We start from the raw sequence: 17,144 nt of genomic DNA on the forward strand, positions 1-17,144 counted from the left end.
CCGTCGAGCACTACGGCACGGAGAACCTCGCCCTCGGGAAACGCATCACCTACGACGTGCGGGCGAACTGGAAGCTGATCGTCGAGAACTTCATGGAGTGCTACCACTGCGCGACGATCCACCCCGAACTCACCGAGGTACTGCCGGAGTTCGCCGACGGCTACGCCGCCCAGTACTACGTGGGCCACGGCGCCGGGTTCGGTGAGGAGGTCAAGGGCTTCACGGTCGACGGCAGCGCGGGATTCGGCAGGCTGCCCGAGGTCACGGAGGACCAGGACCGTCGTTACTATGCGATAACGGTCAAACCCACTGTGTTCATCAATCTCGTCCCCGACCATGTCATCCTGCACCGCATGTTCCCCCTCGCCGAGGACCGGACGATCGTGGAGTGCGACTGGCTCTACGCGCCCGAGGTCGTCGAGTCGGGCGCCGACGTGTCGAAGTCCGTGGAGCTCTTCCACCGGGTCAACGCACAGGACTTCGCGGCCTGTGAGCGTACGCAGCCCGCGATGGCGTCCCGCGCCTACCGGCGGGGCGGGGTACTGGTTCCCACGGAGCACCACATCGGGATCTTCCACGAGTGGCTCACAGGAATGCTGGGACGCGTGGACGGCGGATCTCCGCATCGACGGCACCCGGACGGGCGCGCGGGCGAGCCCGCAGGCGAGCCCGCAGGGGAAGCGCGCCCGTGACCTCCGCCGTCCGGCCGGCGGCTCGCCCCGGGTCCGACGGGAGCTCGGACCTGCCGGTCTCGCGGATCGCCACAGCGATCACCGCGAGAACCGCCGCAGAATCCGCCGCACTTCACCGTGGAATCCGGCGCTCGGCACCATAAGATCCAGACCGCGACGACCGGCGTACGCATCCAGCGTCCGCCGGCGCGTCCCGTTGTCCAGCACCCGCGCACCCCTCACCACCCCGCACGAGCCGCACTCCCCTCCCGTCCGGGAGAACTCCCCTTCCCCAGGAGGCCGCTCATGACCACCACCGAGCAACCACCGGAGCAACACGGTCAGGACGACTCGGAACTCGCCGAGTTCGGTTACAAGCCCGAGCTGAAACGCACGCTCGGCAACTTCCACACCTTCGCCGCCGGCATCAGCTACATCTCCATCCTCACCGGTACCTTCCAACTCTTCTACTTCGGTTACGGCAGCGGCGGACCCGCCTACTGGTGGTCCTGGCCCATGGTCTTCGTCGGCCAGTTCATGGTCGCGCTCTGCTTCGCGGAACTCGCCGCCCGCTATCCCGTGGCGGGCTCCGTCTACAACTGGGCCAAGAAGGTGGGCAATCCACACATAGGCTGGCTGGCGGGCTGGACGATGCTGATCGCCTCGATCGTGTCGATCGCGGCCGTGGCCCTCGCCTACCAGCTGACGCTCCCGCAGATCTCCTCCGTCTTCCAGTTCGTGGGCGACGGCACCGGCAAGTACGACGTCGCCACCAACGCCGTACTGCTGGCCTCCGTACTCATCGTCTTCACCACCCTGGTGAACGCCCTCGGCGTGAAGCTGATGGCGAGGATCAACACGGCGGGCGTCTTCATCGAGCTGATCGCGACCGTCGTACTGATCGTGCTGTTCGCCGTGCACATCACCCGTGGACCGGGCGTCGTCCTGGAGACCAACGGCACGGGAACGGGCCAGCCCGGCGGCTACTTCGGCGCGTTCCTGGTCGCCTCGCTGGCGTCCGCGTACGTGATGTACGGCTTCGACACGGCCGCCTCGCTCGGCGAGGAGTCACTCGACCCGTCGCGCAACGCGCCGCGCGCCATCATCCGGGCCATCGTCGCCTCGTTCGTCCTCGGCGGACTCGTCCTGCTGCTCGCGCTGATGAGCGTGTCCAGCCTGAAGGGCGAGGAGTTGTCCACGGACGGCCTGCAGTACGTCGTCCTCAACGTGCTCGGTGAGGACGCGGGCAAGGCCATGCTGTGGTGCGTGTTCATCGCGGTCACCGTGTGCGCCCTCGCCGTGCACACGGCGGCGATCCGGCTGGCCTTCGCGATGGCCCGCGACAACAACCTGCCCGTCTCCTCCAAGCTGGCCAAGGTCCACCCGCGTTTCCAGACCCCGATCCTGCCCGCGGTGATCATCGGCGTCCTCGCGCTGGCGATCCTCGTGGTCAACATCCGTCAGCCGCAGATCTTCACCGTGGTCACCAGTATCGGCATCATCCTGATCTACCTCGCGTATCTGCTGGTCACCGGGCCCATGCTGGTGGCCAGGCTGCGCGGCAGGTGGCAGCCCGCGGGCGACGGCAAGTTCTCGCTCGGCCGCTGGGGGCTGCTCGTCAACATCGTCGCTGTGGTGTGGGGCGCGGCCATGATGCTCAACCTGATCTGGCCGCGCGCCGCGGTCTACAATGCCGCCGCCCCGTACCACTGGTATCTGCGCTGGGGTGCCGTCCTGTTCGTCGGCGTCGTGATGGGGGGCGGTTTCGTCTACTACTGGTTCGTGCAGCGGCACCGCACCGGCGTGCTCGCGGAGCACCGGTACGTATCCGCCGGCACGCCGGCCAAGGAGGTCGACTCCGCATGAGCGACAACGAGTTCGACGACTTCGACGAGTTCGACTACGTCGTGGTGGGCGGGGGCACCGCCGGCAACGTGGTCGCCGCCCGGCTCTCCGAGGACCCGTCCGTCACGGTGTGCGTCCTGGAGGCGGGACCCAGTGACGTCGGCGACGACGACGTCATGAAGCTGGAGCGCTGGATGGGGCTCCTTGAGTCGGGCTACGACTGGGACTACCCGGTCGAACCGCAGGCCAGCGGCAACAGTTTCATGCGGCACGCCCGCGCCAAGGTGCTCGGCGGCTGCTCCTCCCACAACTCCTGCATCGCCTTCTGGGCACCGGCGCAGGACCTGGACGACTGGGCCGCCGCCGGGTGCACGGGATGGAGTTCCGCCGATCTCTTCCCGCTCTACCGGCGGCTGGAGAACAACGACGCTCCCGGCGAGCACCACGGCCGCACCGGCCCGGTGAAGCTGCGTACGCTCAAGAGCGACGACCCCTGCGGCACTGCCCTGTTGGAGGCCTGTGCCCAGGCGGGCATTCCCACGACGCCGTTCAACACGGGCAGGACGGTCGTCCGGGGCGCCAACTGGTTCCAGATCAACTCCGACGAGAACAACATCCGGCAGTCCTCGTCGGTCGCGTATCTGCACCCGATCCTCGGCAAGCGGCCGAACCTCGACGTCCGTACCGGGGTCCGGGCCAAGAAGCTCGTGCTCGACGGGCGGCGCTGCGTGGGCGCCGAGTACCTGGACCCGGACCTGATCCACACCCGGACGGTACGGGCCAGGCGCGAGGTGATCGTGTCCTGCGGCTCGATCGACAGCGCGAAGCTGCTGATGCTGTCGGGCATCGGGCCCGCCGGGCATCTGCGCGAGGTGGGCGTCGACGTGGTGGTGGACTCGGCCGGCGTGGGCGAGAACCTCCAGGACCATCCCGAGGGCGTCATCATGTGGGAGGCGCGGCAGCCCATGACCACCACGTCGAGCCAGTGGTGGGAGGCGGGCATCTTCTACGACACCGAACCGGGCCTGGACCGGCCCGACCTGATGTTCCACTACGGCTCGGTGCCGTTCGACATGAACACCGCGCGGTGGGGCTATCCGACCTCCGAGAACGCGTTCTGTCTCACGCCGAACGTCACGCGCGCGAAGTCGCGCGGCACGGTGCGGCTGCGGACGCGCGACTACCGGGACAAGCCCCGGGTCGATCCGCGGTACTTCACGCACGAGCACGACGCGCGCGTGATGACGTACGGGCTGAAGCTGGCCCGGCGGATCGCCGCGCAGCCCGCGCTGAGCGGGTGGGCCGGGGCCGAGCTGGCCCCGGGGCCGGATGTCGGGACGGACGAGGAACTGCTCGACTACATCCAGAAGACGCACAACACCGTCTATCACCCTTCGTGCACGGTGAAGATGGGCGCGGAGGGGGATGACTCCGCCCCGCTCGACCCGCGGTTGCGGGTCAAGGGGGTCGGCGGGCTGCGGGTCGCGGACGGGTCGGTGATGCCGGATCTTGTCAGCGTCAATCCGTGCATCACGACGATGATGATCGGTGAGAAGTGCGCGGATCTCTTGGCAGAGGGCCGGGATTGAGGGTCGCTTGAGGGGTTGTGGGGAGCTGCGGGTCCGTTGTGGCTTGTCGCGCAGTTCCCCGCGCCCCTGAAAGGCCCCTTACGGGGCGCTCTGTGCCGGGCGCTTGTACATCCTCGTCGCCGTGATCTCCGTGTGCGCCGCCTCCCCTGCCGGAACCTCCCTCGGGAGGCCCGGCCTGAGATGTTCCTCCACGCTGATGTACTTGAGGCCCGCGCGCAGGTCCGCGTCGTTGCGCAGGCGGATGACCAGCGGGAACTCGGCGAGCGCGGTCGTGTCGAACAGGCCTGTGGTGTAGAGGAGCTGGACGCCCAGCGCGTCGGACACGGCTCGTTGCAACTCCAGCAGGTACGTGGCGTTGGCGCGCCCGATGGGGTTGTCGAGGAACAGCGTGCCGGCGTGCCGGTGCTTGTCACGGCCGCGGTCGTTCGAACGCAGGGCCGCCATCGTGCAGTAGAGCGCGATCGCCGCGGTGAGCAGCTGGCCGCCGGAGAACACGTCGCCCATCTGCCCGACGGGGACGCGCTCGGCGCGCAGTACGGCGTCGGGCTTGAGGATCTCGACGGCGACGCCCTTCGGCTGCAGGGCCGCGCCGACCGCTCTGAGCAGCAGGGACATCCCGTCGCGGCGCAGGTCGGAGTTCTTCTTGACCGCCGACCTGGTCGCGTCGTCGACGACCTCGCCGAGCCGCTCGGCGAGCGTGGTCTGGTCGGGCTCCTCGAAGCGGATACGGAGGAACTCCTGCCCTGACCACTCCCCCAGCCCTTCGGGGAGGCGGGACAGCCGCTGGGCCGACCTGAGCGTGGCGAGCGCGGACTCGACAAGACCGCGCAGCCGGTCCACGATCGAGTCGCGGTTGCGCTCCAGCTGCGCCAGCTCGTCGGTGAGGACGCGCAGCCGGGGCGCGAAGGCGTCCGCCCATTTCTGCGCGTTCTCGGGCAGGGCGGACGCGGGCAGCTCCCGGATCTGCTGCCGCGCGGGGGTGCGGACCTGCTCGTACCGCGTGGAGTTGGCGTGCCGTACGAGAATGTCGCTCGCCTCGCGCACGGCCGCCTCGGCGGCGGAGAGATCGGCCGCGCAACCGCGCAGGGAGCGGCGGGTCTCGGCGGCGGACTGCCTGGCCTCTTCGAGCGTGCCGGGGTACGGCTCGGTCTCCTCCTGCTCGTCGTCCGCGTGCTCTCTGAGGAGGTCCCGGAGCAGGGCTGCCGTTTCGTCGAAGCCGCCGGCCGCGTCCTCGGCGGCGCGGTGGGTGTCGAGCAGCTCGGCGTGCGCCGCGCGCGCCTGGCGCAACGCCTCGGTACGGGTGGCGAGTTCGCCCGTGGCGGTGCGGAGCAGGCTCTGTGCGTGCTCCGCGTCGCGCGGCACGAGGTCCTCGGGCAGCTCGGTGTGGGCGTCGCCGTCCTCGGGCGCGTGCCTCTCCGCCTCGCCGCGCAGCCGGCCGAGCTGTTCGCTCGCGGTCGACACCCGGCCTTCCAGGAGCTGGACCAGTTCCTCGGCCCGGGCCGAGGCGGCCTGCCGGGACGGGACGTCGGAGCCGTCGGTGGACTCCAGGAGCTGGGCGGCACGCGTACGCACCTTGTTGGTCAGCCGGTTCAGCTCCGTGAGCGCCGTGCTCTCGTCGCTCTCCGCCCGGGCCTGCTCGGCGCGCAGGTCGGCGCCGACCCCGACCTTCTCGTACAGCTGGGAGGCGGCCCGGTAGGCCTCGCGGAGCGCGGGCAGCGACGGCTTCGCGGCGCCCGACTCCTCGTCGGGCAGGTCGTCGGGGGCGCCCGCGATCTCCGCGCGCTCGGCGCGCAGCGCACGGGCCGTGCGGCGGGCGTCGTCGGCGGCGCGCTGGGTGCCTCGCCGGTCCTCGTCGGCGGCGCGGGCCCGCTCCAGGCAGGCCTGGGCGCGGGCCTCCGACTCGGCCGCGTCGTCCGCGAGTTCACGCAGTCTGACCTGCCAGCCGGCGCGCTCGCGCAGCCGGTGGGCGAGTCCGGCGAGCGCGTCGGCGCCGCGCCGGGCCCGCTGTGCGGCTTCCTGCCGCTCGTCCCGTACGAGGGCCGCCTCGGCCGCCGCCTCGTCGGCCTCGGTCCGGACGGCTCGCGCCTCGGCGAGGTCGGCCTCGGCCTCCTCGGCGAACGTGCGCGCGTCACCGGCCGCCGTGGCGAGCTCGGTGAGCCGGCCCGCCGGGCAGCCCGTGCGCCAGGAGGCGAGCCGCGCGGCGAGCTCCCGGTCCTTGGCGAGCCGGGCCGCCAGCTCGCGGATCTCGTCGTCCCGTTCGGCCGCGCGCGTGCGCAGCGCCTGCCGTTCCTCGTCGGCGGCGTGCTCGTCGTGCATGGCCGGGTTCGGCGGTACGAGGAAGACGTCGCCCCGGCCTCCTTCGCCCGCGTCGGGAGCGGGGGTCGGGGCGAGCAGCGCGGCGGCCGTACCCACGGCCACGGCGGAGCGCGGGAGCAGTGCGGCGTCGGTGAGGGCGTCCCGCGCGCGGGCGTGCGTGTCCGGGTCCGTGATGATCACGCCGTCGACCAGTTCGGGCCGGGCGGCCAGCACGCGCGCGTGGTCCACGGGGTCGACGGCCTGTGCGAGGTAGCGCCAGCCGGGAAGGGCGGGGATGCCGTGCTCGCCCAGGTACTCCACGGTGGCCAGGACGTCGGGTCCTGGCGGCAGCAGTCCGCCGTCGCCGAGGGCGCCGAGGATCCGGGCGTCGTCGGCCGCGGCGGTCCGCAACTCGAAGAGCTGTCGTTCGGCGGAGGTGACGGTGCCGTCGAGGAGTGTCCGGAGTTCGTCGGCGTAGTGGTCCAGCTCCTGGGGAGTGAGGGGGCCGTCGGCCGCGGAGTCCTCGCCACCACCTCCCGCCCCCGGAGCACCCTGGCCGTCTGTGCCGCCCCTGCCGTCTCTGCCGTCTTTGCTGTCCCTGCCGCCCTTTCCGTCCTTGCCGTCAGCCGTTTCCGCCGGGCCGGCCGCGTGGCGGGGCCGCGGCAACGACGGGCGCCCGGATTTTCCAGGACCGCCCGAGCCGGCCGAGGCGCCCGGCAGGCTGAGCAGCTCGGCCAGCCGCTCCTCCCCCGCCAGTGCCTCCGCGATGCGTCGTTCGGCGTCGTACGCGCGCTCGGCCGCCGTCGAGGCGTCGGCCGCGCGGGCCGCCGTGAGTTCGGCGCGGGACTCGGTGGACGCGGCCTCGCGGGCGTGGTCCGCGGTACGCCGGGACGCCTCGCGTGCGGTGTCCCACGCGGCGACGGCGGTCTTCTCGGCGTCACTGGCGGCGAGCGCGGCGCGGGCCGGGTCGGCGTCGGGGGCGGTGTCGTCGAGCCAGCCGGCCCGTACCGCCTCGGCGGTCTCCTGTTCGACCTCGCCGAGGCGCTGGCGCAGATGGCCGACCTCGCTGCGGGCGCGCTGCGCCTCGGTGGCGGCGGACGTCGCGTCCCGGTGGGCGGCCTCACCGACTTCCTGCAGCGAAGCGGACCGCTCCTCCTGCTCGTTGGCGACCGACTCGGCGCCTTCGGCCGCCGCGTGCAGGGCGCGTACGAGATCGACGGCGGCGCGGGCACGTGCGGCGAGGGCGGGGGCGGCGTCCCGCTCGGCCTCGCGGATCGCGGCTGCCACGCGCGTGGAGCGGTCGGCCGCCGCGCGGTGCCGCAGCACGGCTTCCGCCGCCTGCCACGCGGAGTGCAGCGTGCGCGCGTCGGCGAGTTCCCGCTTCTGCGCGGCCGCTCCCTTCTCGGCCCCGGCGAGCGCCAGCGAGGCGTGCCGGTAGGCCAGTTCGGCCGCGATGAGTGCGCTGCGCCCCCTGGCGTCCTCGGCCTCGGTGACCCGGTGCGCGGCGGTGGTGACCTGCTGGGCGAGGTCGCCGGTGCGGCCCCGCTCCAGCCCGGCGCGCGCGGAGAGCCGCCGGGCCAGCGTGCGCGTACGCCGCTCGGCGGCCAGGTGGATCTCCCGCGCGTGGGAGCGCGCGCCGGCCGCCTCGACGATCCGGCCGAGCAGTTCCACGGATCCGGCGGTGAACTCCCGCTCGGCGATGAGTTCGGCCCGGCGCCCCAGCTTGTTGCCGAATCCGCCCACCAGATCGGCGAGGCCGTCGGTGTCCCGGGTGTCCGTGACCGCGCGCAGCAGCAGGTCGGTGAAGTCGGAGTCCTTCTTGACGGCGAAGAGGCCGGCGGCCTCGCCCTCGTCGGCGTTCATCTCGCGCTGGTAGCGGAAGAGTTCGGGGTCCAGGCCCAGGTCACCGAGGTGTTCGATCCACCGGTCGTGGATCTCCTCCCAGTGCGCCTCAAGGTGCGGGTACGCCTTGCCCGCCTCGGTGAACGCGTCCCGGAAGCCCTTCATGGTGCGCCGCCTGCCCTGCGCGCCCGACACGCCCTCGACGGACGGCCGCACCGCGGTGGCCTCGGCGACCGGCAGGTTGTCCAGGCTCAGCCCGGGTCCCGGCCGGAAGGAGTACCAGGCCTCGGCGAACTTCCGCGGGTCGTTGGAGACCTGCCGTCCGCGCCACTCGCTGACCTTGCCGACCACGACGAGTTCGCCGGTGAGCGTGTGCTGCCACTCCAGCGCCACGTGTCCGCAGTCGTCCGCGAGCAGGAACTTGCGCAGCACTCCGGAGCTGGCGCCGCCCAAGGTGTTCCGGTGGCCGGGCAGCATCACGGAGAAGATCAGCTTGAGCAGTACGGACTTGCCGCCGCCGTTCTCCAGGAAGAGCACACCGGCTGGTGCGGGGCGGCGCGGCGGGCCGACGGGCTCCTCCGCGAAGAACTCCGCCTGCGTGGGCGCGGGGTCGGGCACGGGCCCGCCGACTCCGCGCAGGTCCAGCACGGTGTCGGCGTAGCGCGCGCCGGCAGGCCCGATGGAGTAGAGGCGGACCCGGGACAGCTCGTACATGGCGGCGGACTCTCGTAGTCGTGAAGGGAGTTGAGGCGGTCGGTGGTCGGTGGTCGGCGGATGGGTGATTCGGTCGGTTCGGTCGGTTACGAGTGGAACGGCAGCCCGGCGTCGGCGGCCAGCTCCAGATCGTCGGTGCCGTCGGCGGGCAGCAGGCTCGCGGTGCCGTCGGTCACCGGCACGACGCCCAGCTCCAGCAGCTCGGCCAGGGCGGCGCTGCCCGCCATGTCCCGGACCTGGAGCTGGTAGCGGGCGGTCGTCCGGTACGTCCCTCCGGCGTCGTCCCCGGTGCGCTGGAGGAAGCCGGAGTCGGTGAGGAACGCGGCGGCCTTGCCTACGATGCCGGTGGTCGAACCTGCCAGTCTCCGTGCGTCCTTGGTGGCCCCGGCGGAGCTGCGCCGCGCCCAGATCCGCCAGGCGGTCTCCAGGCCCGGCGCGTCCGTCGCCGGGTCGGTGTTCTCCCCCTGCTCCTCGGCCCGCTCCTCCAGGCGCCGGCATGCCTGTCGTACGAACGCGTCGACGCCGTTGACCGACACCCGCCCGATGTATCCGTCGTCCGCGAGGTCCTCGGGCCTCGGGAAGGCCAGCGCGGCGACGGCGAGATGGGCGAGCCCGTGCAGGAACCGGTCGCCCGAGTCGGCGGATGCCCGCCGCGCGTAGTCACCCATGCGCACGGCGAACACCGAGTCCTCTGCGGCGGTCACCGCCATTCCGGCCCGCGGGGACACCTCCAGCACGACGAGTCCGAGCCCGGTGGCCACGGCGTCGGCGAGCCGCGCGAAGGGCGGGTCCTCGCGGTAGCGCCGCAGCAGTTCGGCGTACTCCTGGTCCCGCGCGGGCTGCAGTTTGGGCTGCAGTCCGAAGGCCACGAGCCGCGCGGCGTCGGCGGTGTCGGCGGGTGTGACGGCGGCACTCACCGGCGAGGCGACCGCCTCCGGCTCACTCCACTCGACATGGTCACTCACGACTGACACTCCTTGCTGCGGAAAACACGATCCCCGTACATAACGAGACCCAGGTCAGGCGCCCCCTCAGGGGCGCGGGGAACTGCGCGACAAGCCACGGACGGCCCGCGGGTCACGACCCACCCGCAACCCCCCGCCCTTCCCAACGGCGTGCTCACGCGGCCTCCGTGCGGCCGGCCGCCATCCCTGCGACATCCAGCAGAGCCATACCGACTATGAGGTCCGCCCCGCCGAACTCCGGATCGTCCAGCTCGACCCCGTCGTCCACGGCGAACAACAACCGCTCCTCGCCCTGCCGATAGGCGGTACCGACCGGCGGACTGGCCGCGTGCACCGCCAGCAGGGCGACCAGGTAGGGCAGTTCGGGGTCCTGCCGGCGGGCGTCCGCGAGCAGCCCCGACAGCCGGCGCGGCGCGTCGGCCGGCAGGTCGAGCAGGTCCATGGCGACGGCGAGCTGCTCCTCGCTGAACCGGCTGTCGTCCGGCGTGGCGATCAGGTCCGGTTCGGGCATCTCGGCGCCCAGGTGCTCCCGCTCCATCGGCGGTGTCAGCAGCAGGTCGACCAGATCCCCGACCCGGACGGACGCGGGGGTCCGAAACCCCGTCCCGCGCGCGAAGAAGGCGTCGGTCACCCGCAGCGACTGCTCCAGGGGCAGCGGCAGCACCGGGGCGACGAGATGGCCGTAGAGGTCGATCCCCGAGGTCGTCATCGGGGTCGCGAAGGCCTGCCGGTCCTGCTCTGCGCGGAACAGCGGCCCGGCCTCCAGGAGCCGGGACTGCAACTGCGTGTGGCGCCGGATGCAGTCCTTGACGATCTCGACGAGCTCGGCGGCCCGGCGCTTCTGCTCGGGGTCCTCCGACTCGTCCCGCGCCTTGCGGATGTTGGTGAGGATCGCGTTCTCGTGACGGTAGCGGTCGGCCACGTGGTCGAGGGCCTCGGCGATCATGTCCGGCACGGCCTGCAGCCAGTCCACCGCCCGGACGTTGCGCCTGGTGGCGTCCAGTGCCCTGCGCAGGGTCTCCGAGTACTGCACGGTCCGGTAGCGGGCCTGCTCGGCGGCGAGCTGGGCGTCCGCGAGACGGCCCCGGCTGATCAGAACCTCCAGCTTGACCTCGGCGGCGATCTGCGCGCTGGTGACGTCGGTGTCGAGGGCGCCCACCAGGACGTTGACCGCTTCGTCCGTCGTACGGAGGTAGACGCTCCCGCCGTGGCCCGGCACTTCCTCGATCAGCTTGAAGTCGTAGTCGCGGCGCACGTACGAACCGTCGGGCGCGAAGGTGCCGTACACGGCCCGGAAGCCGCGGTCGACGCTGCCGACGTTGATCAGGTTCTCCAGGACCCAGCGGGCCACCCGTTCATGTTCGGCGACGGGGCGCCGGGGGGCCTGGGCGGCGATGCGCGGGATGAGCCTGGCCACTATCTGGTCGTGGTCGGCGCCCGTGTCGAAGTCCATGTTCAGGGTGATGAGGTCGATGGCTGCGAGGGCCACCTCCGCCATCCCGTACACCGAGTACTCGCCCGCGAGGTTCGCCTTGCGTACGTCGAGGTCGTGCAGGGGCGCGGTGCAGGCGAGCGCACGGAGCCGCCGCGCCAGGCCCTCGTCGGCGGCCGGGCCCTGTGCGGGACGCTGCGCTGAGCTGAGCTGGGGCGGAACGGTGTCCGTCGATACGGGCGATGTCACGGTGCACAGACTAGGTCCTGGGTCTGACAACCACCCAAAACGCTCCGCCGGCTGCGGTGGGGACGGCCGCCGGCCGGTCGGAGGTGGCGTGATGCCCCACCGGCCGCCCTTCGGCCGCGGGCCGTCCGTGGCTGGTCGCGCAGTTCCCCGCGCCCCTGACGGGGCGCCCCGCGTCGGGGGGTTGGCCCCCTCAGCCGTCCTCCGCGACCCGGTGGCCGTACACCTCTGTGACCCTTCTGCGGGAGTCGTCCAAGTAGACCGCGAGCAGGCTCTCCGCCGCCTCGCGGTCGCCGTTCTGCAGGGCCTGGAGGATCTGGCCGTTGCGGGCCAGATAGGGCTCGTGCAGGCGCTTCGGGTCGTCCACGAGATGGAAGGCGAGCCGGAGTTCGGCGAAGACGCTGCGCATCAGCTCGTCGGTGCGGGCGCTGCCGGCGAGCGCCACCAGCTCCCGGTGGAAGTGGATGTTGGCCGTGCCCAGGCCCTTCCAGTCGCTCTCGTGGGTCGACCGCCGCCCGTCCGCGACCGCCTCGGCGAGCCCGTCCACCGCGTACGGCGGCTCGCCGAGTCCGCGGACGACGGCGCATTCGACGAGGCCGCGGGTGCGGTAGATGTCCTCGACGTCCTCGACGGTCAGGACCCGCACGAACACGCCCCGGTTGAGCTGGTGGACCAGCAGCCGTTCGTGCGTGAGCAGCCGGAACGCCTCGCGCAGGGTGTTGCGCGAGACGCCGAGCGCGCTGCCGATGCTGTCCTCGGACAGGCGCGCGCCGGGCGGGAAGTACCCCTCGGCGATCCGGCTCCTGAGGATGTCCGAGACCCGCTCGGCGGTGCTGGTGCGACCCAGCAGCGCGCGGTCGTCCGCCAGTCCGTTCAGTTCGGCCACGCCCGAATTCAATCGCAGATACAAGAACGAAACAACACGGGTATTGAAGGATCGTTGAACGATCCTCTACCTTGCTTATCAGGCACCGGCCGCTCACCCCCGGAGCCGAAGGCTTCCGCACGGCACAACTCGACATCACTCATCACCGATCAGCACGCATCGGCACGGCTCAGTCCCCAAGCACCCTCCGTCCCTCATCTGCGAGGTGCCCATGAGCACGACCCCTCCACCGCAGGCCCTGCCCACCAAGACGCCCCCCGGAGCGGGTGAATCCGCCCCGGACGAGGGCGCGTTCGCCTGGCTGCGGGCCCTCGGGCCACAGGGCCGCCGCGCCTTCGGCGGCGCGTTCGGCGGCTATGGCCTGGACTCGTACGACTACTTCACGCTGCCGCTGAGCATGGTGGCCCTGGCGGCGTACTTCGGTCTCAACAGCGGGCAGACCGGGCTGTTCACGACCGTCACGCTCGTCGTGTCCGCGATCGGCGGCGCTGCCGCGGGTGTCGTCGCGGACCGGATCGGGCGCGTCAAGGCGCTGATGATCACCGTCGTCATGTACGCGGTCTTCACCGTGGCCTGCGGTTTCGCGCCCAACTACGAGACGCTGCTGGTCTTCCGGGCGCTCCAGGGTCTCGGCTTCGGCGGCGAGTGGGCGGTCGGCGCGATCCTGGTCGCCGAGTACGCGAGCCCCAGGCACCGGGGCCGCACGCTCGGTGCGGTCCAGAGCGCCTGGGCCGTCGGCTGGGGACTCGCCGTGCTCGTCTACACGCTGGTCTTCCAGTTCCTCGACGACGACATCGCCTGGCGCGTCATGTTCTGGACCGGGGCGCTGCCGGCCCTGCTGGTCGTCTGGGTGCGCCGTCGGGTGCAGGACGCCCCGGAGGCGGCCGAACGCCGCAAGGAGAGCCCCCAGAAGGGTTCGTTCACCGCGATCTTCAAGCCGGGCACGGCCACCGAGCCAGGGCTGCTGAAGACGACGGTCTTCGCGGTCCTGCTCTCCACGGGCGTCCAGGGCGGCTACTACACACTGGCCACCTGGGTCCCGACCTACCTGAAGTCGGACCGCGGACTGTCCGTGGTGGGCACCGGCGGCTATCTCACGTTCCTGATCTCGGGGGCCTTCCTCGGCTACCTGACCGGCGGCCATCTCACCGACAAACTGGGCCGCAAGCGCAACATCCTGCTCTTCGCGGTCCTCTCGGCGATCTGCATCCTGGCCTACGCGAACATTCCGAGCGGCGCCAACTCCCTTGTCCTGGTGCTCGGTTTCCCGCTCGGGTTCTGTATGTCGGCGATCTTCAGCGGCTTCGGCTCGTTCCTCAGCGAGCTGTACCCGACGGCCGTACGCGGCACGGGGCAGGGCTTCACGTACAACACCGGCCGTGCCGTGGGCGCGGTCTTCCCGACGGTGGTCGGCTTCCTGGCCGACAGCTGGGGCGTCGGGGGCGCGCTGGTCTTCGGCGCGATCGGATACGGCCTCGCGGCACTGGCCCTGATCGGTCTGCCCGAGACCCGTGGGAAGGAACTCCTGTGAACCGGTCATCGAGTACCCCCGGCACCCCCGGTACTCCGGGTACGCGGCACCGCCCGCTCAACCTTCTCGACGACCACGCGCACGCGTGGAGCCCGGCAGAGGCACGGTCCCGGTTCCGTTCGGGCGTGTCGGGTCCCACCGCGGGCTGCGCGGCGGGCCACACCCAGGCGAACCTGGTCTCGGTGCCGGCCGACTGGGCGTACGACATGTTGCTGTTCTGCCAGCGCAACCCGAAGCCCTGCCCGGTGCTGGACGTCACCGACGCCGGTTCCTGGACGACCGTCCTGGCCGGTGACGCCGATCTGCGCACCGATCTGCCGCGCTACCGGGTGTGGGAGCACGGCGAGCTGGTGGAGGAGCCCACGGACGTGGTGGCGCACTGGCGCGACGACCTCGTGTCGTTCCTCATCGGCTGCAGCTTCACCTTCGAGTGGGCGCTGACCGAGGCGGGCGTACCGATGCGCCACATCGAGCAGGGGCGCAACGTCTCCATGTACGTGACCGACCGCCAGTGCCGTCCCGCGGGGCGGCTGCACGGGCCCATGGTGGTGTCCATGCGTCCGGTGCCGCCCGAGCACCTGCCCGTGGCGATCAGGGAGACCAGCCTGCTGCCCGCGGTGCACGGCAGCCCGGTGTACTGCGGTGACCCGGGCGCCCTCGGCATCGAGGACCTGGGCCGCCCCGACTTCGGCGACCCGGTGGACACCGAGCCGGACGACATCCCGGTGTTCTGGGCCTGCGGTGTGACGCCGCAGGCCGCGGTGATGGCCTCACGGCCGCCGTTCGCGATCACCCACGCGCCGGGCCAGATGTTCGTCACCGACGCCCGTGACGAGCAGTACCGTGTCGGCTGACCCGAGAACGGACATGTCATGACCTCGATCGATCTCAACGCCGATCTCGGCGAGGGCTTCGGCCGCTGGAGCCTGACCGACGACGAACAGCTGCTGTCCGTCGTCACCAGCGCCAATGTGGCCTGCGGCTTCCACGCCGGGGACGCCCCGACCATGCGACGGGTGTGCGACCTCGCCGCCGAGCGCGGTGTACGGATCGGCGCCCAGGTCTCCTACCGGGACCTGGCGGGCTTCGGGCGGCGCGCGATGGACGTGCCACCCGACGAGCTGGCGGCCGAAGTGGCGTACCAGATCGGTGCCCTGGAGGTCTTCGCGCGCGCGGCGGGCGCGCGCGTGGCGTACGTCAAACCGCACGGCGCGCTCTACAACCGCGTCGTGCACGACGCGGAGCAGGCCGAGGCGGTCGCGGCAGGGGTGCTCCTGGCCGACTCCACGCTGCCCGTGCTCGGCCTGCCCGACTCGCGGTTCCTCGTCGTGGCCGCCGCGGTGGGCCTGCCGGTCGTCACGGAGGCGTTCGCGGACCGCGCGTACACCGAGGCGGGCAGGCTCATGCCACGCCGCTTGAAGGGTGCGGTGATCACCGATGCCGGCGCCGTCGTGGAACGCTCGGTGGATCTCGCCCGTTCCGGTGTCGTCAGGTCTCGCTCCGGGCGTGACATCGCGGTACGGGCCCGGTCCCTGTGCCTGCACGGCGACACGCCCGGCGCGGTGGACCTGGCCCGCCGGGTCCGCGCGGGTCTTGAGGAGGCGGGCGTTCACGTGGAGGCGTTCGTATGAGGGCACTGCCGGTCGGCGACCGTGCCCTGCTCGTCGAAGTGTCCACGGACGAGGAGGCACAGGCCCTGCACGCCGAACTGCTCCGCCGCCGCGCGGAGGGTTCCCTCGCCGTCCGCGAGATCGTGCCCGCCGCCCGCACGGTCCTCCTCGACGGCCTCGACGAGCCCGCCCGGCTGGCCGCGCAGTTGTCCGTCGCGCGGCTCCCGCCCGTCCCGCCGCCCACGAAGGAGGCCGTGGAGATCCCGGTGCGCTACGACGGCCCCGATCTGGCGGACGTCGCCGAGCGCTGGGGCGTGTCCCCGGGTGAGGTGGCGCGGATCCACGCGGCGGCCGAGTTCCGGGTCGCCTTCTGCGGGTTCGCTCCCGGCTTCGGCTACCTCACCGGGCTCCCGGCCCGGTACGGCGTGCCCCGGCACGACACGCCCCGTACGACCGTCCCGGCGGGTTCCGTGGGTCTCGCGGGCCCGTACACGGGCGTGTACCCGCGCTCTTCGCCGGGCGGCTGGCGGCTGATCGGCACGACGGACGCCGTCCTGTGGGACCACGCGCGCGTGCCGGCCGCGCTGCTGTCCCCGGGCACGCCGGTCCGCTTCGTCCCGGTGGACGTCCCGGTGGACGTCGCGGTGGACTCCTGATGACGGACCGCGCACTCGCCGTCGTACGGGCCGGGGCGCTGACCACGGTGCAGGACCGGGGCCGCCCGGGCCACGCGCACCTCGGCGTGCCGCGCTCCGGCGCGCTGGACGCGCCCGCCGCGGCCCTGATGAACCGGCTCGTCGGCAATCCGCCCGAGGCGGCCCTCCTGGAAACGACGCTCGACGGATGCGACCTGCGGCCGCGTTCGGCGGTCACGCTGGCCGTGGGAGGCGCCCCGTGTCCCGTCTCCGTGGACGGCCGCCCGGCCGCCTGGGGCGCCCCGGTCCACGTACCCGCCGGGGCACTGCTGTCCGTGGGGACGGCGGTCTCCGGAGTACGCGCCTACGTGGCCGTGTCCGGCGGCGTGGCCGTCGAGCCGGTGCTGGGCAGCCGGTCGACGGACCTGCTGTCGGGCCTGGGCCCACCACCCCTCGCCAACGGAATGGTGCTTCCCCTGGGGCGCCCGAGCGGCCACCACGCACGCGTGGACGTCGCCGCGCAGCCGGCCCCTCCGACCGAACTGGTCCTGCGTGTGATGCTCGGCCCGCGCGACGACTGGTTCACGGCGACGGCCCTTCGTACCTTCACCACGCACACCTATCGGGTGTCCTCGGCGAGCAACCGCATCGGCCTGCGCACGCAAGGTCCCGCGCTGGAGCGGGCGACGGGGGGCGAGCTGCCGAGCGAGGGCATGGTCCTCGGCGCGGTCCAGGTGCCCCCGGACGGCAGCCCCGTGGTGTTCCTCGCCGACCACCCGACCACCGGCGGCTACCCGGTGATCGCGGTGGTCCACCCCAAGGACCTCCCCAAAACAGCCCAGGCCACCCCGGGAACCCCGCTGAGATTCACCCCGGTACACCC

12 protein-coding genes are annotated in these 17,144 nt (G+C 72.1%); 8 read left to right on the forward strand and 4 right to left on the reverse strand.

Annotated features, from left to right (window positions below; all coding sequences use genetic code 11):
• The 3 genes from AOK01_RS33880 to AOK01_RS33890 all read left to right on the forward strand — a co-directional run.
• Positions 1–692, forward strand: a 692-nt coding sequence (locus tag AOK01_RS33880; RefSeq protein ID WP_281181474.1) for an RHO alpha subunit C-terminal catalytic domain-containing protein, incomplete at its 5' end; no start/stop codon positions are given.
• A 285-nt stretch (positions 693–977) separates the two neighbouring features.
• Complete coding sequence (locus AOK01_RS33885; protein WP_055518467.1) at positions 978–2,537, forward strand: APC family permease; 1,560 nt, start codon at positions 978–980, stop codon at positions 2,535–2,537.
• On the forward strand, positions 2,534–4,105 hold the full coding sequence (locus AOK01_RS33890) for a GMC family oxidoreductase (RefSeq protein ID WP_055518469.1): 1,572 nt from the start codon (positions 2,534–2,536) through the stop codon (positions 4,103–4,105). Before AOK01_RS33885 ends, AOK01_RS33890 begins: the two co-directional genes overlap by 4 nt.
• Before the next feature lie 78 nt (positions 4,106–4,183).
• On the opposite strand, the gene AOK01_RS33895 is transcribed toward AOK01_RS33890, so the two are convergent.
• From AOK01_RS33895 to AOK01_RS33910, 4 genes are all read right to left on the reverse strand, one after another.
• Positions 4,184–8,956: a hypothetical protein gene (locus AOK01_RS33895; protein WP_055518471.1), complete on the reverse strand. Its 4,773-nt coding sequence runs from the start codon at positions 8,954–8,956 to the stop codon at positions 4,184–4,186.
• Between the two features lie 86 nt (positions 8,957–9,042).
• Positions 9,043–9,921: a hypothetical protein gene (locus AOK01_RS33900; RefSeq protein WP_055518473.1), complete on the reverse strand. Its 879-nt coding sequence runs from the start codon at positions 9,919–9,921 to the stop codon at positions 9,043–9,045.
• Between the two features lie 154 nt (positions 9,922–10,075).
• Entirely contained in the window at positions 10,076–11,602 is a 1,527-nt protein-coding gene (locus tag AOK01_RS33905) for a hypothetical protein (protein ID WP_055518475.1), read from the reverse strand.
• 190 nt (positions 11,603–11,792) lie between these two features.
• Positions 11,793–12,485 (reverse strand): GntR family transcriptional regulator, encoded by a 693-nt coding sequence (locus AOK01_RS33910; RefSeq protein WP_055518477.1) that lies wholly within the window; start codon positions 12,483–12,485, stop codon positions 11,793–11,795.
• Between the two features lie 211 nt (positions 12,486–12,696).
• On the opposite strand from AOK01_RS33910, the gene AOK01_RS33915 reads away from it, so the two are divergent.
• The 5 genes from AOK01_RS33915 to AOK01_RS33935 all read left to right on the forward strand — a co-directional run.
• Positions 12,697–14,016 (forward strand): MFS transporter, encoded by a 1,320-nt coding sequence (locus AOK01_RS33915; protein ID WP_055518481.1) that lies wholly within the window; start codon positions 12,697–12,699, stop codon positions 14,014–14,016.
• Positions 14,013–14,870 (forward strand): putative hydro-lyase, encoded by an 858-nt coding sequence (locus tag AOK01_RS33920; protein WP_055518482.1) that lies wholly within the window; start codon positions 14,013–14,015, stop codon positions 14,868–14,870. Before AOK01_RS33915 ends, AOK01_RS33920 begins: the two co-directional genes overlap by 4 nt.
• Before the next feature lie 18 nt (positions 14,871–14,888).
• Positions 14,889–15,647 carry a LamB/YcsF family protein gene (locus AOK01_RS33925; RefSeq protein WP_055518483.1) on the forward strand — a complete coding sequence of 253 codons (759 nt, stop codon included), beginning with the start codon at positions 14,889–14,891 and terminating at the stop codon, positions 15,645–15,647.
• On the forward strand, positions 15,644–16,282 hold the full coding sequence (locus AOK01_RS33930; protein ID WP_055518484.1) for a 5-oxoprolinase subunit B family protein: 639 nt from the start codon (positions 15,644–15,646) through the stop codon (positions 16,280–16,282). Before AOK01_RS33925 ends, AOK01_RS33930 begins: the two co-directional genes overlap by 4 nt.
• Positions 16,282–17,144, forward strand: an 863-nt coding sequence (locus AOK01_RS33935; RefSeq protein ID WP_055518485.1) for a 5-oxoprolinase subunit C family protein, incomplete at its 3' end; no start/stop codon positions are given. The genes AOK01_RS33930 and AOK01_RS33935, both read left to right, overlap by 1 nt.

This window comes from Streptomyces aurantiacus (genome assembly GCF_001418335.1).
GTDB lineage: Bacteria > Actinomycetota > Actinomycetes > Streptomycetales > Streptomycetaceae > Streptomyces > Streptomyces aurantiacus.